Origin of the sequence: Falsigemmobacter intermedius, assembly GCF_004054105.1 — a bacterium.
Classification (GTDB): Bacteria; Pseudomonadota; Alphaproteobacteria; order Rhodobacterales; family Rhodobacteraceae; genus Wagnerdoeblera; species Wagnerdoeblera intermedia.
Map to the genome: position 1 here is coordinate 92,966 of NZ_SBLC01000010.1, position 14,255 is coordinate 107,220.

Genomic DNA, 14,255 nt, shown 5'->3' on the forward strand with positions numbered 1-14,255 from the left:
TTCAGCCTTTCTGCAAAGGGCTGGGGATCGGATGGAAGCGGATGAAGGCCCCGGGCGGGACCTGGGCCGCAAGATCGAGATGATGCGAAGCGATGACCGCAATGACCGGATAGCCCCCGGTCAGCGGGTGATCGGCCAGAAACAGCACCGGCTGGCCGGAATGCGGCACCTGGATCGCGCCGGGCACCGTGCCTTCTGACGGCAGCTCTGCCTTATCGCGCCGTATCAGCGGCAGTTCTGCGAAGAGGCGCTTGCCGCTGCGGTTGCTTTCCGCCGTCACCTGCCAGTTCTGAGAGGTGAGACGGGCCAGCCCCTCATCGGTGAACCAGTCCTCGCGGGGGCCGGGGATGATGTCGAGTGAGATCACCTCTCCCGCTGCAGGCAGGCCGCGCGGGGGCTGCGCGCCGGTGCTGGCGGCGCGGGCATGGGCGGGCTGCAGGCTGTCTCCGGCCCCGAGGGGCGGTGGTCCGAGTTTTGCAAGGCTGTCCCAGGAGGCGGAGCCGAGCGTCGGGCGCACAGCAAAGCCGCCCCGCAGTGCGAGATAGCTGTAAACCCCGCGCGGCGGCGTGCCGATGCTCAGGCTTTCGCCCGGATCGAGGGCCAGGGGCTGTGAAGGATCGGCAGAGATCACTGTACCGTCGCTGCGGCGGATCCTGAGCGGGCAGGGCGCGCCGCCAAGCGCGAGGGTCAGAGGTTCTGTGACCGTCAGCTGCACCCCGCCGAAGGTGATCTCAAGCGCGGGGCAGTCGGGCGCATTGCCGAGCGCGAGATTGGCCTGCGCGAGCCCGCGGCGGTCCATTGCCCCTGCGGCTGAGATGCCCTGTCCGGCAAGGCCGGGCCTGCCGAAATCCTGCAGGCTCACCGCGCGGTCGCAGCGGGTCAGGTGCAGACTTCCGGGCAGTCTGCTTTCCTCGTCGGAGGGCTCGCCCGCAGAGGCGGGGAAGGTCTCGATGGCGCGGAACTGCACCCGATCGCCCGGGGCCAGCAGGGCGGGCTGTTCCCGGCTCAGGTCCCACATTTTCAGCGGCGTGCGCCCCAGAAGCTGCCAGCCGCCGGGGCTGTCAGAGGGATAGACCCCGCCGAAGTCCCCGGCCAGGGCGACGGATCCGGCGGGGATCTTCACCCGCGGGCTTTGACGGCGCGGCACGCGCAGGCCGGGATCGCTGCATTTGAGATAGGCAAAGCCCGGCGCAAAGCCGCTGAAGGCCACGGTAAACTCCGCCGCCTGGTGCCGCGCAATCAACCCGGCCACCGTCAGGCCAAGGTGATCGGCCACGGTGCCAAGATCCTCGCCGTCATAGAGCACCGGGATCTCAATCTGCCGCCCGCTGCGGGCCGCGCGGGGTGTCAGATCAAGGGTTTGCAAATGCGCCGAGAGTGCCGCTGCGCTGGTGCGCAGGGGATCGAAGCGCAAAAGCACCGTCTGCGCGGCGGGGATCAGATCGACAATCCCCTCGGGCGGCTCTGCCTGGAGATGATCCAGAAGGGCGAGCGCAGTCTCAAGGCTTCCGGTCTCGGCCAGAAGCGCGCGGTCCCCGGCGGCGAGAAGCCTCAGGCCCGACATCAGCCGGTGACCGCCCGAAGCGCGATGCCGCCGGCCACCAGATCCTCGCGCAGCTGCCGCGCGATGGCGACGGCGGCGGGATTGTCGCCATGCACGCAGATCGACTGCGCCTCAAGACGGATGTCCTGACCGTCGATGGCCTCAATCACACCTTCGCGTGCCAGCCGCAGCATGCGCGCGGCGATCAGCGCCGGATCGTGAATGGTGGCACCGGGGGTTCCGCGCTGCACCAGACGCCCGTCGGGCAGGTAGCCGCGATCGGCGAAAGCCTCGCAGATCACCTGAAGCCCGGCATCGCGGGCCCGGGCCACCACCGGCGCTCCGGCAAGCGCCATCAGCGGCAGGGCGGGATCGACGGCCAGTACCCCCGCGATGACCGCCGAGGCCTGGGCCGCATCATGGGCGATGGTGTTGTAAAGCGCGCCATGGGGTTTGACATAGCTGACCCGGGTGCCCGCAGCCTTCGCCAGCCCCTGAAGCGCGCCGATCTGAAAGATGGTCTCGGCGAAAAGATCATCATAGCCCACGGCCATATTGCGCCGCCCGAAACCCGCGAGGTCGCGGTAACCGATATGCGCCCCCACCGCCACGCCACGCACTGCCGCCTCGCGCAGGGTGCGCAGGATGCCCGCCGGGTCGCCCGCATGAAAGCCGCAGGCAATATTGGCGGAGGTGACAATCGCCAGCATGGCGGCATCATCGCCCATCGGCCAGGGGCCGAAGCTTTCGCCAAGATCAGAGTTCAGATCAATCTGTGCCATGGACATAGACCTCACGACAAAGGGGGAAAAAGCGCTTCATCCAGTGCCTGCAGCGCCTCATGGGCGGCAAGCACGGTGGCGCGTTGGGCGGCGTGACCGGCGCGGAGGGCATCTCCCATGACGGTCTCATCGGGGTATTCGGTAATCAGCGTCAGCGGGATGCTGTGGCGCAGATCCTCACCGATCAGCACCGGAAAGCCGTTCAGGATCTCAAACCCGGTCTCACCGGCATGGATGTTGAACAGCGCAATCTGACGTTCGTTATAGGCCCGAAGGCCGGGCACGTCATTGAGCGCCAGGGTCACCCGCTCCATCAGCGCGCGGGCGGCAGCCCCCCAGCCGGGCAGATGGCGCAGGATCAGGAAAAAGCCTTTCGGCACCGTCCACATCTCAAAGCCGCGCGGGATATAACCCGACAGCGGCCGCGTCCATTCATGGGCCGGATAGCCGTGGCAGTTGACATGCAAAAGCGAGGGGCAGGCGGCTTCGGCGGAGATGCGGATGCCCTTTTCGAAGAAGGGCTCCTCGTGGCGATACTCAAGATCATCGCCAAGCGCGGTATAACGCGCAGCGTGATGCATGTGGCGCGGGTTATCGGCGATGAGGCGCTGGTGAAGCGCATAGCCATCGGGGTTTTCCAGCGGCGAGATGACGAACTCCGCGCCGCGCTTTGCCAGCACCTGCGCCGCGCGCAGACAGCCGATCGGGGCGGAGGTTTCATTGGCATGCTGGCCCGCCGAGATAATCAGGCTGCGGCCCCGGCCTTTGTGATGGTGCGCCGTGACGCTGCGGCCTGAGACCGCGCGGGCGGTCAGCTCATCGCCGGGGATGGCGCTGAGTTCGCGGGCAATCTGCACCTGTGAAAGCGCACGGCCCGCGGTTTCAAGATCCTGCAGGTGATCCGAGACCGAGACCGCCTCAAGCGGACGCAGCGCAACCCGGACCGAGGGCATTTCGCCCTGACGGATCTCGGGCACGATCTGACCGGGACGCAGATCGCGTGCCCCTGCCGGTTTGCCCAGACGGCGCTGGAAACATTCGAGCAGCGAGAAATAGAAATCCTCATGCAGCGCCTCAGCCAGCGAGAGGACCTCATCGCCATAGCCCAGGTCTTCGTCCCCTGCCGGATGGGTGACAGCGATGTTCAGCTCTTCAAAACAGGGCTCCTGGCCCCAGTCATGGCCCTCAATCGCGGTCATGGCGCTGTGAAAAAGCGCCTCATAATCGGTCTCAAGTGCCGCGCCGCGCCCCTCCTGCACCATCCAGCCGCAGGGCGAGAGAACCATGCCGCCGGAATAGTCCTTATGTTGGCGGTTGGGGGCGAGGACGCTGGCCCCAAGGCTGCGTCCGTCCTGATAGGTGAGGCGCAGCTGGTAGGCCGGGATCTCCTCTGACGCAGGAGCGGCGGTGAAGGTGAAGGCGGTCTCAGGATAAAGCGCGCTCAGCGGATAGCTTTCCAGCAGAAAGCGGCGGGGCGCTGCGGCGGGATGAACCGGGTAGGTAATCTCAGCCGCGATCAGGCCTTCAGTCGCGATCTCTTCGCGAAAGGCGCAGACGAGCGGTTTATAGGCAGACCGGCAGCGCGCGGTGATGCCTGCGGCCGCAAAGCGGGCCTCTGCCGCGCGGCGGGTGGCGGCGTCATCGAAACTCCAGGTCTCAATCGCAGAGGCTGCGGGCTTCAGCGCGGCGAGGGTCGGTTGCAGCGTGGTTTCAAAAAGGATCACCGGTTCGTCCTCCCCGTCGGATCAAGTGTATCGCGCAGCCAGTCGCCCATGAGGTTGAGGCCGAGCACAGTGAGAAGGGTCGCCATCCCCGGCACGACCGAGATCCACCAGGCGGTCTGCAGATAGGTGCGCCCCTCCGCCAGCATGCCGCCCCAGGAGGGGATGGACGGATCAACACCCAGACCAAGGAAGGTGAGCGAGCTTTCCAGCAGGATGTTATTGGCCACGTTCAGCGTCATCAAAACGATCACCGGCCCGAGCAGGTTCGGCAGGATGTGGCGCAGAATGATGCCGAAATCCGAGACACCAATCGCTTTGGCGGAAAGAATAAACTCGCGCTCCCGCAGCGACAGCACCGATGCGCGCACGAGGCGGGCATATTGCACCCATTGGCTCACGATCAGCAGGATGATGGTATTGGTCAGCGAGCCGCCGACGATGGCCACAAAGGTGATTGCCAGCAGGATGAAGGGCAGTGCGAGCTGCACATCGGCAAAGCGCATCACCAGCATGTCCCAGAAGCCGCGGTAATAGCCCGCAACAAGCCCCATCACCACGCCAAAGACCACTGATCCCGCGACCGAGATGAAGCCCACCTTCAGCGAGATCCAGCCGCCGCCCGCCACCCGGGCCAGAATATCGCGGCCAAGCGCATCGGTGCCCAAGGGGTGATCGGGACGTGTGAAAGGCTCCACCAGACGGGCGGAGAGCGAGATTTTCGTCGGATCCACAAAGAGCCACTGCGACAGCAGCACCGATCCCACGATCAGCACCAGCAGAACGCTGCCCAGGATAAATTCCAGCGATTTAAACCGCGAAAGCGAAGAGGTTGCGGCCGACATCTCTCATTCCTTCCGGATACGGGGGTCGACCAGCCCATAGGCGATATCGACCAGCAGGTTCACACCCACAATCATCAGCGACAGGATCATGATAACGGCCTGCAGCACCGGGTAATCCCGCGCCGAGACCGCATCAAAGGCCAGCGTTCCCATGCCGGGCCAGTTGAAGACCCGCTCAATCACCACGATGCCACCCAGAAGACCGCCGAACTGCAGCCCGAAATAGGTGATCAGCGGAATGGCGCAGTTGCGAAGCGCGTGTTTGTAAAGAACTTTGCTCTCTGAGAGACCCTTGGCGCGGGCGACCATCACATATTGCGCCGACAGCGTCTCCAGCATGGTGGTGCGCACCAGACGCACATTGGTGGCCGTCAGGATCACCCCCATGGTCAGCGCGGGCATGATGAAGCTTTCAAAGCCGCTCATGCCCGAAGGCGGCAGCCATTTCAGCGTCACGGCAAAAAGCAGAACCAGCATGGTCGCCAGCCAGAAGTTCGGAAACGACAGCCCCACCAGCGAGCAGATGCGGATCATCTGATCGGCCCATTTGCCTTTTGACACCGCCGCTTTGATCCCAAGCGGGATCGAGATGACGATCGAGACAAACATCGAGGCAAAGGCCAGCATCAGCGTGGCAGGCAGCGCCTTTTCGACCAGCAGATTGACCGGGGTGCCGCCCACGAAGCTGCGCCCGAAGTCCCAGGTCAGAAGACCCTTCAGACTGTCGAGATACTGCAGATAGAAGGGCTGGTTCAGACCCAGACCCTCGCGGATTTTGATCAGATCGGCTTCGGTGATATTGGTGGCATTCTGCGAGATCATCAGCGCAGGGTCTCCGGTCATCCGGATGGCCACCGCCACGATGAGGCTGACGGCCACGACCACAAAGGCCGCCTGCAGAAAGCGTTTTAAGATGAAGCCGAGCATCGGACACCCTTATTGGCAAAGGCCGCCCCCCGGCGCTGTGCCGGAGGGCTGCATGATTTCAGATCACTCAACTTCCACTTCGTTCAGGCGCAGGCGGCTGTCCGGAACGGGGGTGAAGTTTTTGACGCGCTTGTTGATGCCGAAGATGGCGTTCTGGTTGTAAAGCGGCATCTCCAGCGCGCGCTCGGCGGCGTAATTGGCGATCTGTTTCAGGATCACTTCGCGCTCTGCGCGGTCGGTCAGCGGGCGCTGGCTTTCCAGAAGTTTGTCAAGCTCCGCGTCGGAGTCGTAGGGGTTCCACTTCTCGCCCGAGTGATACATCGAGTAAGCGGTGTTGTCGTAGTCAAAAGTCCAGCCACCCCAGGACTGCTGGAACATGGCACCGGTTTTGCCCTGGGGCACGATGTCATTGAGCAGGGTGTTGGTTTCATGCGGGCGGATGGTGGCATTGACGCCGACCATCGACAGATAAGCCGCCACGGCCTGGGTCACTTCGCCAAAAGTGGCGTCATTGCCGCGAATGTCGATCTCAATGGTCGCGCCCGGTTTCACACCGGCTTCTTCCAGAAGCTTTTTCGCGCCTTCGGGGTCAAAAGGCAGCGGCTTCAGCGTCTCATCATAGCCAAAGGACAGCGCGCCCTGGAACTGGCCGATCACTTCGGCTTCGCCGCCGAGGATCTCTTTGACGATGGTTTCACGATCGACGGCCATGATCAGCGCTTTGCGCACGCGCGGATCGGCGGTGATGCCGTCGCGGGTGTTATAGCGCAGCGCATAGACGGTCGGACCCGCGGTCGAGACCAGTTCAAGGTTTTCGTCAGCCTTGATGGTCGGGATCATCGAGACCGGGATGGTCGGCGGGATCACCAGATCGACGCGGCCGGCCTGAAGTTCGGCCACAGCGGTCGCAGGCTCGGTGATGAAGCGGAACTCCAGCTCCGAGATCTTCGCCTTATCGCCGTGATAGTCAGCGAAAGCTTCCATCTTCAGCGCCACTTTCGGCTCATAGCCGACGACTTTGAAGGGGCCGGTGCCAACGGGGTTCAGGTTGAAATGCTCATCACCTTTCTCGGTGATATATTTCGGCGGCACGATCATGGCGCCATAGCCTGCAAGCTTGGTCAGCAGCACCGGATCGGGGCGCGAAAGCTTCAGATCGACGGTGAATTCGTCAACGATCTCAACCGCTTCAATCGCGGTGTAGTTTGAGCGTTGCGGGCCTTTGCCCCCTTCTTCACCGAGCAGACGCTCAAAGGTGAATTTCACGGCTTCGGCGTTGAAGGGCTCGCCGTTGTGGAAGCTGACACCCTGGCGCAGCTTGAAGCGCAGCCGCTTGCCCTCATCCAGCTCTTCCCAGGACTCCGCCAGACCGGGGACCAGTTTCATATCCGGGCCGCGATAGGTCAGGCCCTCAAAGATATTGGTCGCAGCCGAGGCCCAGTTCACCAGGAAGGTGTCAATCGGGTCCCAGGAGCCGGGATCCTGCGGCGAAGAAACGGTCAGCTTGCCGGCGGCAAGGGCCGGAGCGGTCAGGGCCGAGCTGGCCAGCAGCAGCGCTGCGGCTGCGACCTTCAGCTTCAGGGTCAGTGCCATGGTGAAAACTCCCATTTGTTGGTTATTCTGTGGCGGCAACGAAATGGCCGGGAGCCACTTCCTGCAAAGGCAGCACTTTCGGCTCCTGGCCGACGGGGCGGACGGGCGAGGGGATTTCGCCTTCCAGCATCACGCGTGGGCCGCGAAGGCGCGGATCAGCCACCGGCACCGCCGACAAAAGCCGCTTTGTATAGGGGTGACGGGTGTCCTCAAAGACCTGGGCGCGTGAGCCCAACTCCATGATCTGGCCCAGATAAAGCACCGCGACCCGGTGGCTCATCTTCTCCACCACCGCCATGTCGTGGCTGATGAAGAGATAAGACAGCCCCTCATCCTTCTGCAGATCCATAAAGAGGTTAATCACCTGGGCCTGAACCGAGACATCGAGGGCCGACAGCGCCTCATCGGCGATAATCAGGCGCGGTTTTGACGACAGCGCCCGCGCAATGCAGACCCGCTGGCGCTGCCCGCCGGAGAACTCATGCGGATAGCGCGAGGCCATGGCGGGCTGCAGGCCCACGCGCTCCAGCAATTCGCCCACACGGGCGTTGATGGCGCGGTCATTGTCCAGAAGGCCATGGGTGCGGATCGGCTCGGCAATCGAATAGCCCACGGTTTTGCGCGGATCGAGCGAGGCAAAGGGGTCCTGGAAGATATATTGCACGTCGCGGCGCAGATTGTGCCGCTCGGACATGCTCATCTCTGAGAGGCTGCGGCCGCCAAAGCGGATCTCGCCCGAGACGGCTTTTTGCAACTGCTGGATCGTGCGGCCGATGGTGGATTTGCCGGAGCCGGATTCCCCCACCAGCGCGAGGGTTTCGCCGGGGTAAATGTCAAAGCTCACGTGATTGACGGCTGAGAGGCGATGGGTCGCCTTGCCCCAGAAGTTCTTTTTGATGTCAAAGCGCACCAGCAGATCGCGGACTTCCAGCACCGGCTTTTGGTCATAGCGCGCGGTGTCCTGGGCGCGGTTCTCGCCCACCAGTTTCGGCGCACCGTCTTCCAGAATGGTCAGCTGCTCGCGCAGCGGGAAGGGCTGTCCGGTCATCGACCCGAGTTTCGGGACCGCCGAGAGGAGCGCACGGGTATAGGGGTGTTTGGGGCTGGCAAAGACCTCTTCGACCGGGCCTTCTTCGACCTTGCGGCCCTTCCACATGACCACCACGTCATCGGCCATTTCTGCCACCACGCCCATGTCATGGGTGATGAAAATCATCGCCATGCCAAGCTCGGCCTGCAGTTCCTTCATGATCGTGAGGATCTGGGCCTGCACCGTCACGTCAAGCGCGGTCGTCGGCTCATCAGCGATCAGCAGTTTCGGCCGGCAGGCGAGCGCCATGGCGATCATCACCCGCTGGCGCATCCCGCCCGACAGCTGATGCGGATGGCGCGTAATCAGCCCCTTCGCATCGGGCAGCCGCACCAGGGTCAAAAGCCGCTCGGCTTCCGCCAGGGCCTCAGACTTCGACATGCCCTCATGCAGCATCAGAACTTCGGCCAGCTGATCGCCCACGGTAAAGACCGGGTTCAGCGAGGTCATCGGCTCCTGGAAGATCATCGCGATCTCATTGCCACGAATGCGCCGCATGTCCTTCTGGTCGCGCGACAGCAGATCAATCCCGCCGCCGTCGCGCATGAACATGATCCGCCCGCCCGCGTAGCGCGCCCCGGCAATATCGGCCAGACGCATGATCGACATCGAGGTGACGGATTTGCCCGAGCCGCTTTCACCCACCACCGCCGTGGTGCGGCCTTCGCGGACGCTGAAGCTCAGATCCGAGATCACCTGAGAGGCGCCGAAGTTGACCGAGAGATTTTCAACGCGCAGCAGCTCGGGGGAAGGGGCGATCGTCATACCGGACCTCAGTAAGTAGCAGCCGCGCGAGCAGCCTGGTTGTAAGCGCCCGAAAGCATACGCAAAAGTGCCGCCGTCTCGGAGAGTTCCCCCTCTGACAGCCGGGCCTGACGGGTCAGCCCGATCAGCAGCTTTTCGCGGATCTGGCCGTAGCGGGTGCAGGCCGCAGAGCCGCGCTCTGAAATCGAGACGACCTTTTCCTTGCCGTCACGGCGGCTGTGAATAAGCCCGGCCGTCTCAAGCTTTTTCAGCGCGTAAGAGACGATATGCGTGTCCTCAATATCGAGAACCAAAGCGATATCGGCCATGCGCTTTTCGCGCTCGCGGTGCGCAACCGAATGCAGAATCGCCACTTCGGTTGCGGAAAGCCCGGGCAGGCCTGCGGCCGCCATGCAGCGCACCATCCAGCGCTCAAAGGCGGAAGAAAAGACCATCAGCCCGTATTCCACCTCTGAGAGTGCCGGAGAGCCACCGCCCGCAAGATGCGAAGACGAGACGACAGGCCCCACGGCAGCGGCTGTTTCCGTGTCACTCAGGGGCGCGGCGTCATTGCTCATCAGGGCAGTCTCCGGGGCAGATCGGTGCGGATTTGGAAAAGTAGTCAAAATGTGGACAGAATGTCGATAAATAATCTGTATATTGTTCCCTTGGAGGCGCAAATTATTTTGGCCGCCCTGCCGCTCAGATCACGGCAATGGCGGCGGAAATGCCTTGTTTTGCTGAGGTTCCGAGCGCTTACCTTGTCAGTTGGCTGTGCTGCGGCAGCCGTCAGAATTGCCTGAAAAATGGGCAGATTGCGCCGGGTCGGCACTCGGCCCTGCACATCGCCTTATGAGCGCGCCTTCCCCGGGAGATCTGTGCCGTGATCGGCCTGAATATCCAGGGGGCAGAGTTCAGCACCGGCTCTGGCCTTTACGATCAGAGGTTGTATTCTCCAGCCATGCCGCGAAAGGACCCTGCATGACTCTGCTGCCCGCCACGTTTTACACAAACGATGTGATCTGCCTTGCCCTGATTGCTCTGGCCCTGGTGCTGGTGGTGCGTGCCGTCTGGGGAAAGCCGGATGACGGTTATTCGGGCTATCTGCTGGTGATGCTGACGCTCTTTGCCCTGATTGCCGGGTCTGGAAATGTCGTCTTTAACCTGGTGGTGCATGATTTTTCTCATGCCTGGCGGATGGCGCTGCTGACGCCGGGGCCGTTTTTTCTGCCGGTGCTGATCTATGCGGTCTTTGCGATTTCGGCGCGGTTCGCCCGCCTGCGCAGATAATCCGGCAGGCGGCGGCGCGGACGCATCTTTACCCACCTTCCTGCTGATGCGGCAAAGGCCGGGCCTTCAGCCCGGCGCGGAAGCTTTCGGCCAGTCCCGGATTGCTTCTGGGTCCGGGCGCGGGTCCATGCCGCGCCGCCAGCCGCCGGGGCTTTCGGTGCCCTCAGAACCGGCGAAGGCCTCGCGGTTCAGCGCCTCGAAGATCTGCAGATCGGCGGGCAGTTCATCGGCATAGCGGATCGCATCCACCGGGCAGATGCTCTCGCACATCCCGCATTCGATGCATTCATCGGGGTGGATGTAGAACATCCGCTCCCCCTCATAGATGCAGTCGACCGGGCAGGAGGTGGTGCAGATCCCGTCCTTGATGTCGATGCAGGCCGCGCCGATCACCAGCATCTCAGTGCCCCTTCCAGACCGGCGCGCGCTTTTCGTTGAAGGCGGCCACGCCTTCGTGCTGGTCTTCTGAGTTCAGCGCCTCGATCAGTTCGGGCAGCCGCGCGCCCGCCGCCTCCCGGGCCGACATCTGCGCCGTTCTGCGCATCATCGCCTTGATCGCACGCAGCGAGAGCGGCGCGCAGGCGGTGATATCCGCGATCCAGCGGTCGACCTCGGCATCAAGTTCTGGGGCGGGGACCACCGCATTGATAAGGCCATAGCGCGCCATCTCCGCCGCGGGGACCATGCGCCCCGTCAGCATCATTCCGGCGGCGATATTGCGCGGGATCAGCCGCTGCAGCAGCACCATCCCGCCATCAAGCGGCAGCCGCCCGACCCGCGCCTCGGTCAGGCCAAAGCGCGCGTGCTCGGCTGCGATGACGATATCGGCCCCGAGAACCATCTCCATCCCGCCGCCGAGCGCAAAGCCGTTGACCCGAGCAATCACCGGCACCTTCAGCGTGTCACGAAAGGTGATGCCGCCAAAGCCCATGGGATTGCCATCGGCCCAGTATTGCACACCGCTTTTCGCCTTATCGCCGGATTTCATATCCGCGCCCGCCGAAAAGGCCTTCTCGCCCGCCCCGCTCAGCACCACGCAGCGCACCGAAGGATCGCGCTCAATCTGCTGCCAGATCGCTTCCAGCCGGTCAGAGGTGGCGAGGTCTACCGCATTCATCCGCTCAGGCCGGTTGATGGTGACGCGTGCAACGCCGCCGGTGATGTTGAGATCAACACTCATGCCGGCTGACTTTCCCGCATCTGCGCCAGTTCGGCCAGAACCTCTGCCGTATGCTGGCCAAGCTTTGGCGGCAGGTGGCGCAGGGTCGGCGTCACTTCCGAGAGATGCACCGGCGTCGCCATCTGGGTGACGCGGCCGTAATAGGGCAGGTCCATCTCCAGAAGCATGCCATTGATGCGGGTCTGCGGATCCTCCAGCGCTTCGCCAAGCGAGCGGACGGGGGCGCAGAGCAGATCCTCGGCTTCCAGACGCTCTAGCCAGTAGCCGCGGGTATTGGTGGCGATGCGGTCGCGGAAGGTCTTTTGCAGGAAGGGTTTATTGGCCCGCTGGCTCGGCAGATCCGGATATTGTGGCGATAGATCCTCAAGCTCCAGCGCCTTGCAGATGTCACGCAGCGGATTTTGCTTGAAGGCGCCCACGATCACCAGACCGCCATCGGTGGCGTCGAAATAGCCGGTCAGCGGCATCGCAGCCCAGTTCAGCACCTCACGATGCGCGGCCCATTGTGCGGCCTCCTGCATCTGCATGGCGAGCATGGAGTCGTAGAGCGACACGCCCACTTTTTGCCCGCGCCCGGTTTTCTCGCGCATCAGAAGGGCGGCCATAATGCCCTGCACCAGATGCATCCCGGCGGAGTAGTCGCAAAGCGTCGTCGGATAGATCGAGCGAGGGATCGAGGGGTCAGAGGTTTTCTCCATCACCCCGGTCATGGCCTGGGCCAGCACGTCCTGGCCGCCCTTATGGGCGTAGGGCCCCACCGGACCAAAGCCGGTGCCCGAGGCGCAGATGATGCGCGGGTTGAGTTTCGAGAGCGCCTCATAGCCAAAGCCGAGTCGCTCCATCACACCGGCGCGGAAGTTATCGACCACCACATCCGCCGTACGGCAGAGATCGAGCAGCGCCTGCTTGCCCTCAGGCGTTTTGCTGTCGAGTTCCACCGAGCGTTTGTTGCGGTTGAGCGAGGCATAGACCACGTTGTTCATCGACTTCTCATCGGGAAGCCCGAAAAAATTGCGCGAAAGATCACCCGCGCCCGGACGCTCGATCTTGATCACATCGGCGCCGAAATCGCCTAAGACCTGAGTGGCGCAGGGGCCAAGCATCACCTGGGTGAAGTCGATCACCCGCACGCCGGAGAGGGGAAGGATCGGGGTGCTCATTGGGCCGCCTCCATGGTCTCAACCAGTGCGTTCGATGACGGCACATCGCCGGGATCGGCCCCCTGTGCCCGCATCTGCTTCTGAATGGCGCGTGCATCGACATCACGCAAAGCGACATCGCCCTGAAGAGCCAGCGCTATGGCGACGCCCGAAGCTTCGCCCTGAGCCATACAGGACGGGATTTCGCGGGAAAGCTTCTGCGCTTCGCTTTCAACCGAATAGTGACGGCCCGCGACGATCAGATTGTCGACGCCTTTGGGCAGCAGCGCGCGGTAGGGGGTGTAGTAATCGCGGCCCCGGCAGACGCTGTCGGCAAACCAGCGGCGCTTGTTCAGATCGTCTTTGGTGACGACATATTCACCCTGCAGAAGGCGGGTCTGGCGGATGCCCATCTGCTCGGCGGCGCCCAGCATTTTCGCATTCTCAAAGCCCGGCAGGTTCTCGCGGGCGAAGGCCAGAAGCTTCATCATCCGCTCGCGCCCCTCATATTCAGAGGCGACCATATGCTCGGGCGAGAGACCGTCATAGCCTGGCATATGCGGGCAGTTGCACCAGACAATCCCCGGCAGCGGCGTCTTCAGCCACCACATGCCCCAGGCACCGCCAATCACCCGGCGGGCCGCACGGTCGAGGGCTTTGTATTCCTCAGGATGGCTATACTCGAAAGCCTCAGCTTTCGCAGTGTCGACATCGCAGAGCCGGAAGACGGTGGTGACGATAAACTGCCCCTGCAGATAGCTCGCCCCGGCGGAGGCCCCGACATCGAGATCCCCGGTGGCATCGATGACCATTTTCGCGCGGATCGCCTGACGGCCAAGCTTGGTCTGTGCCACCACGCCGGTCATCTTACCGCCCTCCATCAGAGCTTCTGAGAACCAGGAATGGGTGCGCAGCTCAACCCCTGCTTCGCGGACCAGATCGAGCGAGACGCGCTTCCAGCAGTCGGGATCAAAAGCCACGGCATGAATGATCGGCTGCGGCATGCCGGTCGAATGAAAGTCGATCGCGCCCCAGCGGGACCATTTCTTCCAGGCCTCCCAATCGGTGCGGCAGTCCTCGGGCGGCGGATAGATCGCGCCGTCCTGGGCCTTCATCCGCTCAGTGAACTCCGACACGATGCCGGTGGTGACGATCTCAGTGCCGGCGTTGACCATATCGTCGAGCACCAGAACCATCCCGCCCGAGGCCATGCCGCCGAGATGGTGATAGCGCTCAAGCAGCACGACCTTACAGCCGTTGCGCGCGGCTGAGACGGCGGCAGAGGTGCCTGCCGGGCCAGCGCCCACCACGACCACATCACAGTCTGCCACAACCGGCACCTGACCGGCTGCAAGAGACACAAATTCTCTGTGATGCTCCGACATGCGAAGGCCCTCCATG

At 63.2% G+C, this 14,255-nt stretch carries 13 protein-coding genes; 1 reads left to right on the forward strand and 12 read right to left on the reverse strand.

The window, feature by feature from the left end:
- Position 1 precedes the first annotated feature (1 nt).
- The 8 genes from EP867_RS09125 to EP867_RS09160 all read right to left on the reverse strand — a co-directional run bounded on the left by EP867_RS09125 (position 2) and on the right by EP867_RS09160 (position 9,823).
- On the reverse strand, positions 2-1,564 hold the full coding sequence (locus EP867_RS09125; RefSeq protein ID WP_206616317.1) for a 5-oxoprolinase subunit B/C family protein: 1,563 nt from the start codon (positions 1,562-1,564) through the stop codon (positions 2-4).
- On the reverse strand, positions 1,564-2,325 hold the full coding sequence (locus EP867_RS09130) for a 5-oxoprolinase subunit PxpA (RefSeq protein ID WP_128488373.1): 762 nt from the start codon (positions 2,323-2,325) through the stop codon (positions 1,564-1,566). The genes EP867_RS09125 and EP867_RS09130 overlap by 1 nt, the downstream gene beginning before the upstream one ends.
- 11 nt (positions 2,326-2,336) lie before the next feature.
- Positions 2,337-4,049 (reverse strand): M14 family metallopeptidase, encoded by a 1,713-nt coding sequence (locus tag EP867_RS09135; RefSeq protein ID WP_128488375.1) that lies wholly within the window; start codon positions 4,047-4,049, stop codon positions 2,337-2,339.
- On the reverse strand, positions 4,046-4,891 hold the full coding sequence (locus tag EP867_RS09140) for an ABC transporter permease (RefSeq protein ID WP_128488377.1): 846 nt from the start codon (positions 4,889-4,891) through the stop codon (positions 4,046-4,048). Before EP867_RS09140 ends, EP867_RS09135 begins: the two co-directional genes overlap by 4 nt.
- A gap of 3 nt (positions 4,892-4,894) precedes the next feature.
- The gene (locus EP867_RS09145; protein WP_128488379.1) at positions 4,895-5,818 is read right to left on the reverse strand and encodes an ABC transporter permease; all 924 of its coding nucleotides are present in this window, start codon (positions 5,816-5,818) and stop codon (positions 4,895-4,897) included.
- A 63-nt stretch (positions 5,819-5,881) separates the two neighbouring features.
- Positions 5,882-7,411 (reverse strand): ABC transporter substrate-binding protein, encoded by a 1,530-nt coding sequence (locus EP867_RS09150; RefSeq protein WP_128488381.1) that lies wholly within the window; start codon positions 7,409-7,411, stop codon positions 5,882-5,884.
- Between the two features lie 22 nt (positions 7,412-7,433).
- A complete protein-coding gene (locus EP867_RS09155; RefSeq protein ID WP_128488383.1) occupies positions 7,434-9,266 on the reverse strand; it encodes an ABC transporter ATP-binding protein in 1,833 nt (610 codons plus the stop codon).
- Positions 9,267-9,274: 8 nt separating this feature from the next.
- Positions 9,275-9,823 (reverse strand): winged helix DNA-binding protein, encoded by a 549-nt coding sequence (locus EP867_RS09160; protein ID WP_128488385.1) that lies wholly within the window; start codon positions 9,821-9,823, stop codon positions 9,275-9,277.
- 403 nt (positions 9,824-10,226) lie between these two features.
- On the opposite strand from EP867_RS09160, the gene EP867_RS09165 reads away from it, so the two are divergent.
- Entirely contained in the window at positions 10,227-10,535 is a 309-nt protein-coding gene (locus EP867_RS09165; RefSeq protein ID WP_128488387.1) for a hypothetical protein, read from the forward strand.
- A gap of 66 nt (positions 10,536-10,601) precedes the next feature.
- On the opposite strand, the gene EP867_RS09170 is transcribed toward EP867_RS09165, so the two are convergent.
- From EP867_RS09170 to EP867_RS09185, 4 genes are read right to left on the reverse strand one after another with little or no spacing between them, the layout of a single operon-like run.
- Positions 10,602-10,934 (reverse strand): indolepyruvate ferredoxin oxidoreductase subunit alpha, encoded by a 333-nt coding sequence (locus EP867_RS09170; protein ID WP_128488389.1) that lies wholly within the window; start codon positions 10,932-10,934, stop codon positions 10,602-10,604.
- A gap of 1 nt (position 10,935) precedes the next feature.
- Positions 10,936-11,715: an enoyl-CoA hydratase-related protein gene (locus tag EP867_RS09175; RefSeq protein WP_128488391.1), complete on the reverse strand. Its 780-nt coding sequence runs from the start codon at positions 11,713-11,715 to the stop codon at positions 10,936-10,938.
- The gene (locus tag EP867_RS09180) at positions 11,712-12,875 is read right to left on the reverse strand and encodes a CaiB/BaiF CoA transferase family protein (protein ID WP_128488393.1); all 1,164 of its coding nucleotides are present in this window, start codon (positions 12,873-12,875) and stop codon (positions 11,712-11,714) included. Before EP867_RS09180 ends, EP867_RS09175 begins: the two co-directional genes overlap by 4 nt.
- Positions 12,872-14,239, reverse strand: a complete 1,368-nt coding sequence (locus EP867_RS09185) for an FAD-dependent oxidoreductase (RefSeq protein ID WP_128488395.1) — start codon at positions 14,237-14,239, stop codon at positions 12,872-12,874. Before EP867_RS09185 ends, EP867_RS09180 begins: the two co-directional genes overlap by 4 nt.
- Between the last annotated feature and the right edge of the window lie 16 nt (positions 14,240-14,255).

Coding starts and splice junctions, on each gene's coding strand:
- EP867_RS09165 (WP_128488387.1), top strand. CDS start 10,227: ATGACTCTGCTGCCCGCCACGTTTTACACAAACGATGTGATCTGCCTT.
- EP867_RS09185 (WP_128488395.1), bottom strand. CDS start 14,239: ATGTCGGAGCATCACAGAGAATTTGTGTCTCTTGCAGCCGGTCAGGTG.
- EP867_RS09170 (WP_128488389.1), bottom strand. CDS start 10,934: ATGCTGGTGATCGGCGCGGCCTGCATCGACATCAAGGACGGGATCTGC.
- EP867_RS09160 (WP_128488385.1), bottom strand. CDS start 9,823: ATGAGCAATGACGCCGCGCCCCTGAGTGACACGGAAACAGCCGCTGCC.
- EP867_RS09130 (WP_128488373.1), bottom strand. CDS start 2,325: ATGGCACAGATTGATCTGAACTCTGATCTTGGCGAAAGCTTCGGCCCC.
- EP867_RS09145 (WP_128488379.1), bottom strand. CDS start 5,818: ATGCTCGGCTTCATCTTAAAACGCTTTCTGCAGGCGGCCTTTGTGGTC.
- EP867_RS09150 (WP_128488381.1), bottom strand. CDS start 7,411: ATGGCACTGACCCTGAAGCTGAAGGTCGCAGCCGCAGCGCTGCTGCTG.
- EP867_RS09140 (WP_128488377.1), bottom strand. CDS start 4,891: ATGTCGGCCGCAACCTCTTCGCTTTCGCGGTTTAAATCGCTGGAATTT.
- EP867_RS09175 (WP_128488391.1), bottom strand. CDS start 11,715: ATGAGTGTTGATCTCAACATCACCGGCGGCGTTGCACGCGTCACCATC.
- EP867_RS09155 (WP_128488383.1), bottom strand. CDS start 9,266: ATGACGATCGCCCCTTCCCCCGAGCTGCTGCGCGTTGAAAATCTCTCG.
- EP867_RS09180 (WP_128488393.1), bottom strand. CDS start 12,875: ATGAGCACCCCGATCCTTCCCCTCTCCGGCGTGCGGGTGATCGACTTC.
- EP867_RS09125 (WP_206616317.1), bottom strand. CDS start 1,564: ATGTCGGGCCTGAGGCTTCTCGCCGCCGGGGACCGCGCGCTTCTGGCC.